General features: G+C 71.3%; 7 protein-coding genes and 1 tRNA gene. 5 read left to right on the top strand and 3 right to left on the bottom strand.

Features of this window, described 5'->3' with window-relative positions; genetic code table 11:
• Window positions 1-2: 2 nt before the first annotated feature.
• Window positions 3-74, top strand: a tRNA-Val gene (locus GTY47_RS24795).
• Window positions 75-132: 58 nt separating this feature from the next.
• Here GTY47_RS24795 and GTY47_RS24790 read toward each other — a convergent pair.
• A complete protein-coding gene (locus GTY47_RS24790) occupies window positions 133-861 on the bottom strand; it encodes a 3'-5' exonuclease (RefSeq protein ID WP_010046533.1) in 729 nt (242 codons plus the stop codon).
• Window positions 862-1028: 167 nt separating this feature from the next.
• On the opposite strand from GTY47_RS24790, the gene GTY47_RS24785 reads away from it, so the two are divergent.
• The 4 genes from GTY47_RS24785 (at window position 1029) to GTY47_RS24770 (ending at window position 5522) form a co-directional block, all read left to right on the top strand.
• Window positions 1029-1595, top strand: a complete 567-nt coding sequence (locus GTY47_RS24785; protein WP_010046532.1) for a DUF4365 domain-containing protein — start codon at window positions 1029-1031, stop codon at window positions 1593-1595.
• The gene (locus GTY47_RS24780) at window positions 1592-2827 is read left to right on the top strand and encodes a hypothetical protein (protein WP_010046531.1); all 1236 of its coding nucleotides are present in this window, start codon (window positions 1592-1594) and stop codon (window positions 2825-2827) included. The genes GTY47_RS24785 and GTY47_RS24780 overlap by 4 nt, the downstream gene beginning before the upstream one ends.
• Before the next feature lie 92 nt (window positions 2828-2919).
• Window positions 2920-4896, top strand: a complete 1977-nt coding sequence (thrS, locus tag GTY47_RS24775; protein ID WP_010046529.1) for a threonine--tRNA ligase — start codon at window positions 2920-2922, stop codon at window positions 4894-4896.
• A 65-nt stretch (window positions 4897-4961) separates the two neighbouring features.
• Window positions 4962-5522, top strand: coding sequence for an HIT domain-containing protein (locus GTY47_RS24770; RefSeq protein WP_010046527.1), 561 nt, complete (start codon window positions 4962-4964; stop codon window positions 5520-5522).
• A 159-nt stretch (window positions 5523-5681) separates the two neighbouring features.
• Here the strand turns inward: GTY47_RS24770 and GTY47_RS24765 are convergent, their stop codons facing one another.
• Both GTY47_RS24765 and GTY47_RS24760 read right to left on the bottom strand, forming a co-directional pair.
• A complete protein-coding gene (locus GTY47_RS24765; RefSeq protein ID WP_040904147.1) occupies window positions 5682-7349 on the bottom strand; it encodes a membrane protein in 1668 nt (555 codons plus the stop codon).
• A 219-nt stretch (window positions 7350-7568) separates the two neighbouring features.
• A complete protein-coding gene (locus GTY47_RS24760) occupies window positions 7569-9767 on the bottom strand; it encodes an elongation factor G-like protein EF-G2 (protein WP_029181634.1) in 2199 nt (732 codons plus the stop codon).
• Window positions 9768-9941: the final 174 nt, after the last annotated feature.

Raw genomic sequence — 9941 nt, 5'->3', positions numbered from 1 at the left:
CCGGGCGATTAGCTCAGTGGGAGAGCGCTTCGTTCACACCGAAGAGGTCACTGGTTCGAACCCAGTATCGCCCACCGGAAACAGCCGGTCCGTCCCAGACGGACCGGTTTTTTCATGCCCCGCACCAGGTGCTCAGGCCGCCGCCGGCAGGTCCGGCCGCAGCGGCCAGGCCGGGTCGACCGATTCCTCCACGCCGCTGCGTGCGAACCACGCCTGGAGCCCCCGGGCCTGCGCCGCGTGCCACACCGCCTGAAGCGTGTGCAGCTCACCGGGGGCGAGGCGCTCCAGCCGCGACGCGAAACGGCGGCCCACCGCCCGGGTGACCTCCAGCGCCGCCACGGCGTCGGCCGCCGCGTCGTGCGCGCCCTCCAGGGCGACGCCGTAGTGCGCGCACAGATCGGTCAGGGTGCGGCGGCCCTTGCGGTAGCGGTCCAGGTGCTTGTCCAGGACCCTCGGGTCGAGCACGAACAGCGGCGCCGACTCGAACCAGCGGCTCAGGGCCGAGGCGCGGTGACGGCGCAACTCCCGGTCGAACAGGGTCAGATCGAACGGCGCGTTCATCACCACGACCGGGCGGCCCGCCTGCGCCTGCTCGGCGAGCGCCTCCGCTATCTCGAACATCACCGGCGCCGGCCACCGGCCGTTGCGCTGGAGGTGTTCCTCCGTCAGCCCGTGCACCGCCGTCGCCTCGGCGGGCACCGGCACGCCCGGGTTCACCAGCCAGCGGCTGACCCGCGGCCGGATGCCCGGGGCGTCCTGGACGACGACGGCGGCCGACACGATGCGGTCGGTCTCGACGTCCACGCCCGTCGTCTCCGTGTCGAAGGCGGCCAGCGGCCCTTCATACCAGCACGTCGTCATAGCCACACAACCCCTCTTCACCTTCGGCAGTTGACGCACCGTCCGCTGCCCGATCCGGTGATACCCGGGCTGTTTGCGCCGTACGCCGGAAGGAGACAACAGGAGTACGGGTCCGCGCAGTTCAACGGCCCGCACGGGGACTCACTTGTTCTGGAAGGCTGTTGGCCATGGCCATAGCGCAGCCCGAACGGGGCGGGCTGCTGCCCGAGCGCACGGCCCCCTCCCGCGGCACCCTCGCCACCACCGCCTGCATGGAGACACTCCAGGTCGGCTATCTGCACGCCGTCGCTGCGGCCGCGGGCTGCTCGCTCTCCCAGCCGTTCCCCGACAACGGCATCGACTGGCACGTCAGCCACAGCGCCCCCGGGCACACCGTCGACGACGAGGTCACCATCAAGGTGCAGCTCAAGGCCACGTACCAGGTGCCGCCCGACCCACCGGGCCGCACCTTCGCCTTCACGCTCGACAACGACCACCTGGCGAAGCTCGCCCGCACACCCGTGTCGGTGCACAAGATCCTGGTGGTGATGCTGGTGCCGCGCTCCCGGGACGACTGGCTGCGCGCCGGCCACGACCGGCTCGACCTCAGGCACTGCTGCTACTGGACCAACCTCGCCGGCCAGCCGATCACCGGCCGCCGCCGCACCACCGTGCGGATACCGACTTCACGCATCTTCGACGACCGGGCCCTGTGCGAGATCATGACGCGGGTCGGGACGGGAGGGAAACCGTGACGCACCGCCCGACCGAGGAGCCACTGAGGCCCGTGCGGCCGCACCCCGTCGACACCACCTTCAGCGGCGCTCCGCCCGAGCCCGCGGACGTCGACCCGGCCGTACTGAGCGCCCTGCTCCGCCGGCACGGCTGGCAGCGGCGCGGCGGCGCCCCGGGACGCTACGGCCGCTGGACCCCACCCGGCCCGGGCAGCGCCGGCACCAGTCTCCTCGTGCCCGAGAACCGCGCCTTCCCCGACAGCGACGACCTGCTCGGCGAGGCCCTGCTCGCCCTGTCCCGCAGCGGCTCGCCCTCCGCCCGCGAGGTCCTCGTCTCCCTCGCCGTCCCCAGCGACGAGATCCGCTGGTGGCACGACGTCCCGGCCGGGCCCGCCGGTGCGGCGCCCTGGACCGTCGAGGACCGGCTGCGCACCGCCGCCCGCCGGATGCTGCTCGCGGCGGCACTCGCCACCCGTGCCCGGGCCGGCTACCACGGCGCCCGCCACCGGGCCTCCGCCGCCGCGGCCCTGGAACACGTCCTCGTCGGCTCCGCCGCGGACGGCCGGCTCACCGCCTTCGTGCCCGTCGCAGGCGGCCGCCCCCTCGCCGTCCGCCTCCACCAGGCCCTGTACGCCGCTCGTGAGGCCATCGACTACCAGCGCGCCACCGGCGGCATGGACGCCTTCGACGCCGCGGTCGAGGCGGGCGTGAGCCACGAGCTCACCGAGGCCCTCGTCGCCCTGGTCCGGGGCACGGAGGGCGCCCGGGTCGCCGTCGAGTGGGCCCCGGCCGCCGGTGTGCCCGAGGGCTGCGCGCCCTCCGCCGAGCCCGTCGAGTTCTCACCCGGCGACCTGCCCGTGCTGCGCGAGGCGGGCGCCCGCTACCTGCGCGAGGAACCCGCCGTGCCGGTGCGGATCACCGGAGCGGTGACACGGATGCGCAGATCGGGGCCGCGCGGCGAGGGCACCGTACGGCTGCGGGTGCTGGCCGGGGCCGACGTACCGAACGTCCGGATCACCCTGGACGAGGAGGCGTACCGGATCGCCGGGCACGCCCACCTCGTCGGGCTGCCGGTGCGGGTCCAGGGACGGCTGGAGAGCAGGGGCGGCTTCCGGCGTCTCACCGGCGCCCACGGCGTCGTACCGGTGCAGGTCGACGACGCCGAGCGGGACCGCCTCATGAAGGCGCTCCAGGAGAACGCCGGGGTGGCGGCCTTCTTCGAGGAGGCCTGCGGAGGGGACTGCGGGGACTGATTTCGCGAAGGGTGGTCCCGGGTCGGTACGATCCTTACTCGTGCGCGCGCTCCGGTATGGCGCACGCAGCCCCCTTCAGTCAGGAGAGACCGGTGTCAGACGTCCGTGTGATCATCCAGCGCGATTCCGAGCGGGAAGAACGCGTGGTGACGACGGGCACTACGGCCGCCGAGCTCTTCGCCGGCGAGCGCTCGATCATCGCCGCGCGCGTGGGCGGCGACCTCAAGGACCTGTCGTACGCCCTGTCCGAGGGCGACGAGGTCGAGGGCGTCGAGATCTCCTCCGAGGACGGCCTCAACATCCTGCGCCACTCGACCGCGCACGTCATGGCGCAGGCCGTGCAGGAACTCTTCCCCGAGGCCAAGCTCGGCATCGGCCCGCCCGTCAAGGACGGCTTCTACTACGACTTCGACGTCGAGAAGCCGTTCACGCCCGAGGATCTCAAGGCCATCGAGAAGAAGATGCAGGAGATCCAGAAGCGCGGGCAGCGCTTCTCCCGCCGCGTGGTCACCGACGAGGCCGCCCGCGAGGAGCTGGCCGGTGAGCCGTACAAGCTGGAGCTGATCGGCCTCAAGGGCTCCGCCTCCTCCGACGACGGCGCGGACGTCGAGGTCGGCGCGGGCGAGCTGACGATCTACGACAACCTGGACGCCAAGACCGGCGAGCTGTGCTGGAAGGACCTCTGCCGCGGTCCCCACCTGCCCACCACCCGCAACATCCCGGCGTTCAAGCTGATGCGCAACGCGGCCGCCTACTGGCGCGGCAGCGAGAAGAACCCCATGCTCCAGCGCATCTACGGCACCGCATGGCCGACCAAGGACGAGCTGAAGGCGCACCTGGAGTTCCTCGCCGAGGCCGAGAAGCGTGACCACCGCAAGCTCGGCAGCGAGCTCGACCTGTTCTCCATCCCGGAGCAGATCGGCTCCGGCCTCGCCGTCTTCCACCCCAAGGGCGGCATCATCCGCCGGGTCATGGAGGACTACTCGCGCAAGCGGCACGAGGAGGCGGGCTACGAGTTCGTCTACACCCCGCACGCGACGAAGGGGAAGCTCTTCGAGACCTCGGGCCACCTGGACTGGTACGCCGACGGCATGTACCCGCCCATGCAGCTCGACGAGGGCGTGGACTACTACCTCAAGCCCATGAACTGCCCGATGCACAACCTGATCTTCGACGCGCGCGGCCGGTCGTACCGTGAACTGCCGCTGCGCCTCTTCGAGTTCGGGACCGTGTACCGGTACGAGAAGTCGGGCGTCGTGCACGGCCTGACCCGCGCCCGCGGCTTCACCCAGGACGACGCGCACATCTACTGCACGCGCGAGCAGATGTCCGAGGAGCTCGACAAGCTGCTCACCTTCGTGCTGGAGCTGCTGCGCGACTACGGCCTGACCGACTTCTACCTGGAGCTGTCCACCAAGGACCCGGAGAAGTTCGTCGGCTCGGACGAGGCCTGGGAGGAGGCGACCGAGACGCTGCGCCAGGTCGCCGAGAAGCAGGGCCTGCCGCTCGTCCCGGACCCGGGCGGTGCCGCCTTCTACGGCCCGAAGATCTCCGTCCAGGCCAAGGACGCCATCGGCCGCACCTGGCAGATGTCGACCATCCAGCTCGACTTCAACCTGCCGGAGCGCTTCGACCTGGAGTACACGGCCGCGGACGGCTCCAAGACCCGCCCGGTCATGATCCACCGCGCGCTGTTCGGCTCGATCGAGCGCTTCTTCGCGGTGCTCCTGGAGCACTACGCGGGCGCGTTCCCTGCCTGGCTGGCACCGGTCCAGGCGCTCGGCATCCCGATCGGCGACGCGCACGTCGAGTACCTGGAGAAGTTCGCGACGGCGGCCAGGAAGCAGGGGCTGCGCGTCGAGGTCGACTCCTCCTCCGACCGGATGCAGAAGAAGATCCGCAACGCCCAGAAGCAGAAGGTGCCCTTCATGGTCATCGCGGGCGACGAGGACATGTCCCACGAGTCCGTGTCCTTCCGCTACCGCGACGGCTCGCAGGAGAACGGCATCCCCTTCGACGAGGCCATCGCGAAGATCCAGAAGGTCGTCGAGGAGCGCGCGCAGGTCTGATCGCACGGCGCTCGGGCCCCCGGGAGATCCCGGGGGCCTTTGCCGTCCCCCCAGCTCGACGCCATATGCTGCACTGCATGACGAGTGAGCCGGAGCAGCAGCTGGGAGTGGGGACGCAGGACGCGTTCCAGCGTCTGTGGACGCCCCATCGGATGGCCTACATCCAGGGTGAGAACAAGCCGACCGGCCCGGGCGCCGGCGACGGCTGCCCCTTCTGCTCGATCCCGGCCAAGTCCGACGAGGACGGACTGGTCGTCAAGCGCGGCGAGCAGGTCTACGCGGTGCTCAACCTGTACCCGTACAACGGCGGGCACCTGATGACCGTGCCCTACCGGCACGTCGCCGACTACACCGACCTCACCGCGGGGGAGACCGCCGAGCTCGGCGAGCTCACGAAGCAGGCGATGACGGCCCTGCGCACCGCCTCGGGCGCCCACGGCTTCAACATCGGCATGAACCAGGGCTCGGTCGCCGGCGCGGGCATCGCGGCGCACCTGCACCAGCACATCGTGCCGAGGTGGGGTGGCGACACGAACTTCATGCCGGTGGTGGGGCACACGCGGGTGCTGCCGCAGCTGCTGGCGGACACGAGGAAGATGCTGGCGGAGGCCTGGCCGACTACCTAGCCTGCGGGCAGTCGTGCCGCTGGGGCGACGGGGCCCCTGTTCGAGCGAACCTGTTCGAGCGAAGCCGAGAACTTGGAGGAGGGTGGGCACAGGCGGCACCCCGCAGCGCCGGGTCGCGCACCCACCCGGCCCCAGCCGAAACGCAGGGCGCCGAAACAACTAGGCGTCGTAGACGTCGGCCTTCTTCGGCGAAGCCTCCTGCACCGCCCCACTGAGCACCGCCGACCTGGAGCCGAACTTCTCCACATCCACCCCGTTCTCCCGCAGCACCTTCAGCGCCGCCGCGTGCACCACACGCAGCACGGGCGTCGCAGCCCGCAGCGCGTCGTCCGCCATGAACCGGTGCCGCCACGGCTGATCCGCCCACGAGTGCCGCAGACCGAACGGCTCCGGAAGCGTCAGGCTGCCGCCGAGCCAGTTCAGCAGCGGCGGGTACCAGGTCAGCGGGGCGCGCGCGGCCAGCCGTACCACCTCGTCGGCGTCGATCAGAGGCAGTTTCACGGTGCGGGTCTCCCAGAAGCGGAGAGCCTTCTGCACCGTCTTCTCCTTGGCCGCGGGCTTCTCGTTGAAGAGGGGGTTGACCGGCCCCAGCGCGTGACCGGTGACCTCGATGCGCAGCGTGTCGTGCAGCACCGTCACCGTGATCAGCATCGTGATGACCAGGTGGCCGTCCCACAGCGTCCACTGCACGCCGAGGTAGTGCCGGTCGCCGCTGCCGAACTGCTGCTTGTTGCAGATGTCCTGGATGGCGTGCGTCCGCACCGTGTACGCGTCGACGTCCGCACCGCTCGGCCGGGACACCTCCGTCGCCTTCTCGCCGATCGGCGTGACGATCCAGTGCGTGATGGACGGCTTGGGGAAGCCGCCGGTGTTGATGGACGTGCGCTCCAGCATGCCCAGGCCGCCCTGGATCGCCACGATGACGTCCCAGCTGCGGAAGGGGTGGAAGTCCTTGCCCGGCTCGGCGGACACCAGCTCCTCGGCCAGCTGCCAGCTGCCCCACCGCGTGCCCATGCCGAGTATGCCCTTGGGCCCGGCGTAGAAGACCGAGTTGGACCGCTGCTCGGCGCCCAGGCGCGCCAGCTCCTTGCGGACCTGCTCGGCCGCGTCGCCGGGGTTGCCCGGGACGGCCTCCGGGATCTTGGCGCCCACGCCGCCGCCCGACAGCAGGCTCGACCAGCGGTCCCGCAGGTCCCGGGCCGTCCGCTCGCAGATCTGCTTGGCCCAGAACCAGCCGACCACCGGCATGACGACCGCCGCGCGCCCGTACAGGGCCCAGAATCCTTCGAACGGCATGCGGATCAGGAACAGCACGGCGAGCGCGCCCACGGCGACCAGCAGGGTCGTGGCGAGGGCGCCGGCGCGCTTGTCCTCGCGCTTGGCCATGGTGGTGCGCAGCGTGAACACCAGCAGCCACACGAGGAATCCCGGCAGGAAGAGCACCCCGCAGATCACCGTGACCGCCGAGAGCCAGTTGTCGCGGTCGCGGCGGATGCGGTGGGCCGCCAGGCAGTGCTCCACGACGACCTGGGGCTCGATGCCGAAGGACTGGATGACCGGCTTGCGCCCGGCGCCCAGCATGCGGTCGACGACGGCGCGGGAGAAGGCCTCGCCGAAGTTCGGGCGGAGGATCTTCGCCCAGGGGCGCGGAGGGGTCACCTTCGACTGGTGCCACTCGTTGTCGGCGTTCAGGATCTTGGTGACCTCGTCGTCCCGGTACGCCGCGGCGGCCAGCGCGTAGGTCGCCGCGGTCTGGCCGCTCGCACCCGCCAGAGGCACCTGGGCCCCCGGGCTGAAGTCGAATCCGTCCGTCACTGCCGCCCCCATCGCTGCCGCTTCCGCATCAAGCGGCCTTCCCGAGTTCCGCGCTCCGCACACCTGTTGATCAGGTCATCAGCGTATCCGCAGGCACCGACATCCGTCGGCGGGCGGTCCTCGAAACCGCCCGCCCGCTCGGAGGGAGCCCCCACGAGGGCCACTTGAGGCCTCCTGGGCCCCAACCAGGAGGTGGTGCACGCCTGTTCAAGGCGGCTCTGTGCTCCTCTTCTAGGAGGCCTTGCGCTCCTCTCCACGGATCCGGTCCGCGACCTGCTGCGGCATCGGCTCGTGCCGTGCGTACCGGCGGCTGAAGCGGGCCGTGCCGTGCGTCATCGACCGCAGGTCGATCGCGTACCGGCCGATCTCGATCTCGGGCACCTCGGCCCGGATCAGGGTGCGCCCGCCGGGCGTCTGCTCGGTGCCGAGCACCCGGCCGCGCCGCCCCGACAGGTCGCTCATCACGGCGCCCACGAAGTCGTCGCCGACCAGCACCGACACCTCGGCCACCGGCTCCAGCAGATGGATCTTCGCGTCGGACGCGGCCTCCCGCAGGGCGAGCGCCCCGGCCGTCTGGAACGCGGCGTCGGAGGAGTCCACCGAGTGCGCCTTGCCGTCCAGGAGGGTCACGCGGACGTCGATGAGCGGATACCCGGCGGCGACTCCCTTGGCGGCCTGGGCCCGCACGCCCTTCTCCACCGACGGGATGAACTGCCGGGGCACCGCACCGCCGACGACCTTGTCCACGAACTCGATGCCCGAGCCGCCCGGCAGCGGCTCCACCTCGATCTCGCAGATGGCGAACTGCCCGTGCCCGCCGGACTGTTTGACGTGCCGGCCGCGCCCGGCCGCCTTGGTCGCGAACGTCTCGCGCAGGGACACCCTGTGCGGTACGACGTCGACCTGGACGCCGTAGCGGCTGCGCAGCCGCTCCAGTGCGACGTCCGCGTGCGCCTCGCCCAGGCACCACAGGACCACCTGGTGGGTGTCCTGGTTCTGTTCCAGCCGCATCGTCGGGTCCTCGGCCACCAGCCGGGCCAGGCCCTGCGAGAGCTTGTCCTCGTCGGGCTTGCTGTGCGCCTGGATGGCCAGCGGCAGCAGCGGGTCGGGCATCTGCCACGGCTCCATGAGCAGCGGGTCGTCCTTGGCGGACAGGGTGTCGCCGGTCTCGGCCCGGCTCAGCTTGGCCACGCAGGCCAGGTCGCCCGCGATGACGTGCGACACCGGGCGCTGCTGTTTGCCGAACGGCGTGGACAGGGCGCCGATCCGCTCGTCGACGTCGTGGTCCTCGTGCCCGCGGTCGGCCAGGCCGTGCCCGGAGACGTGGACCGTCTGGTCGGCGCGCAGCGTGCCGGAGAAGACGCGGATCAGCGACAGCCGGCCGACGTACGGGTCGGAGGAGGTCTTCACGACCTCCGCGACCAGCGGCGCGTCCGGATCGCACGGCTTGAGCTCGCGCGGCTTGCCGTCGATCGTCGTCACCCGGACCGTCTCGTGCTCCAGCGGCGTGGGGAACCCCCGGGTGATCAGTTCCAGCAGCTCCACCGTGCCGAGCCCCTGCCGGGAGCCCTCGGTGGCGGGGGCGGCGGCCAGGACGGGGAAGAAGACCCCGCGTGCGACGGCCCGCTCCAGGTCCTCGATCAGGGTCTTGACGTCGACCGGTTCCCCGCCGAGGTAGCGGTCCATGAGGGTCTCGTCCTCGCTCTCCGAGATGATCCCCTCGATGAGCCGGTTGCGGGCCTCCTCGATCAGCGGCAGCTGGTCCTCGCCCGGCTCCGACTCCTTGCGCTCGCCGGTCGAGTAGTCGAACAGCTTCTGCGACAGCAGCCCGATCAGGCCGGTCACGGGCGCGTGCCCGTCGGGCGCCTGCGGGCCGTGCAGCGGCAGGTAGAGCGGCAGGACCGCGTCGGGGTCGTCCGCGCCGAAGGCCTCCGCGCAGATCCGGGTCATCTCCTCGAAGTCGGCGCGCGCCGCCTCCAGGTGCGTGATGACGATGGCCCGGGGCATGCCCACGGCCGCGCACTCCTCCCACACCATGCGGGTCGAGCCGTCCACGCCGTCCGAGGCCGAGACGACGAAGAGGGCCGCGTCCGCCGCGCGCAGACCGGCCCTGAGCTCACCGACGAAGTCGGCGTATCCGGGGGTGTCGAGGAGATTGACCTTGATCCCGTCCCACTCGACGGGCACCAGGGAGAGCTGCACCGAGCGCTGCTGCCGGTGCTCGATCTCGTCGTAGTCGGAGACGGTGCCGCCGTCCTCCACACGGCCCGCCCGGTTCACTGCCCCCGCCGTGAGCGCGAGGGCCTCCACCAACGTGGTCTTGCCCGATCCGGAGTGGCCGACCAGCACCACATTCCGTACGGACTGGGGGTGGTCGGCCGCCTGTGCCCTGCCGGCGGCCCCAGGGTGTGTCTGTGCCTTGTCGCCCATGATCCTGCCTCCCGTGCACGGTGAGGTCACTGTGGGCGCGGACACGCGGAATCCGCGTGCGGTGCGGCTCCGGCGACGCCCGCGGTTATTCGACCTTCCCACTCCCGTCACGGTGCGTCCATACGAAGGACGTGATCGCGCCCCGCCCCGCGCACCGGTGCGCCGTGACACGGG

It is taken from the genome of Streptomyces sp. SID5464, from assembly GCF_009862985.1.
Lineage (GTDB): Bacteria > Actinomycetota > Actinomycetes > Streptomycetales > Streptomycetaceae > Streptomyces > Streptomyces chartreusis_D.
The sequence above is the reverse complement of the archived record's forward strand: the minus strand, read 5'-3'. Positions and strand labels throughout refer to the sequence as shown.

Coding starts and splice junctions, on each gene's coding strand:
- GTY47_RS24790 (WP_010046533.1), bottom strand. CDS start 861: ATGACGACGTGCTGGTATGAAGGGCCGCTGGCCGCCTTCGACACGGAG.
- GTY47_RS24785 (WP_010046532.1), top strand. CDS start 1,029: ATGGCCATAGCGCAGCCCGAACGGGGCGGGCTGCTGCCCGAGCGCACG.
- GTY47_RS24770 (WP_010046527.1), top strand. CDS start 4,962: ATGCTGCACTGCATGACGAGTGAGCCGGAGCAGCAGCTGGGAGTGGGG.
- GTY47_RS24765 (WP_040904147.1), bottom strand. CDS start 7,349: ATGGGGGCGGCAGTGACGGACGGATTCGACTTCAGCCCGGGGGCCCAG.
- GTY47_RS24760 (WP_029181634.1), bottom strand. CDS start 9,767: ATGGGCGACAAGGCACAGACACACCCTGGGGCCGCCGGCAGGGCACAG.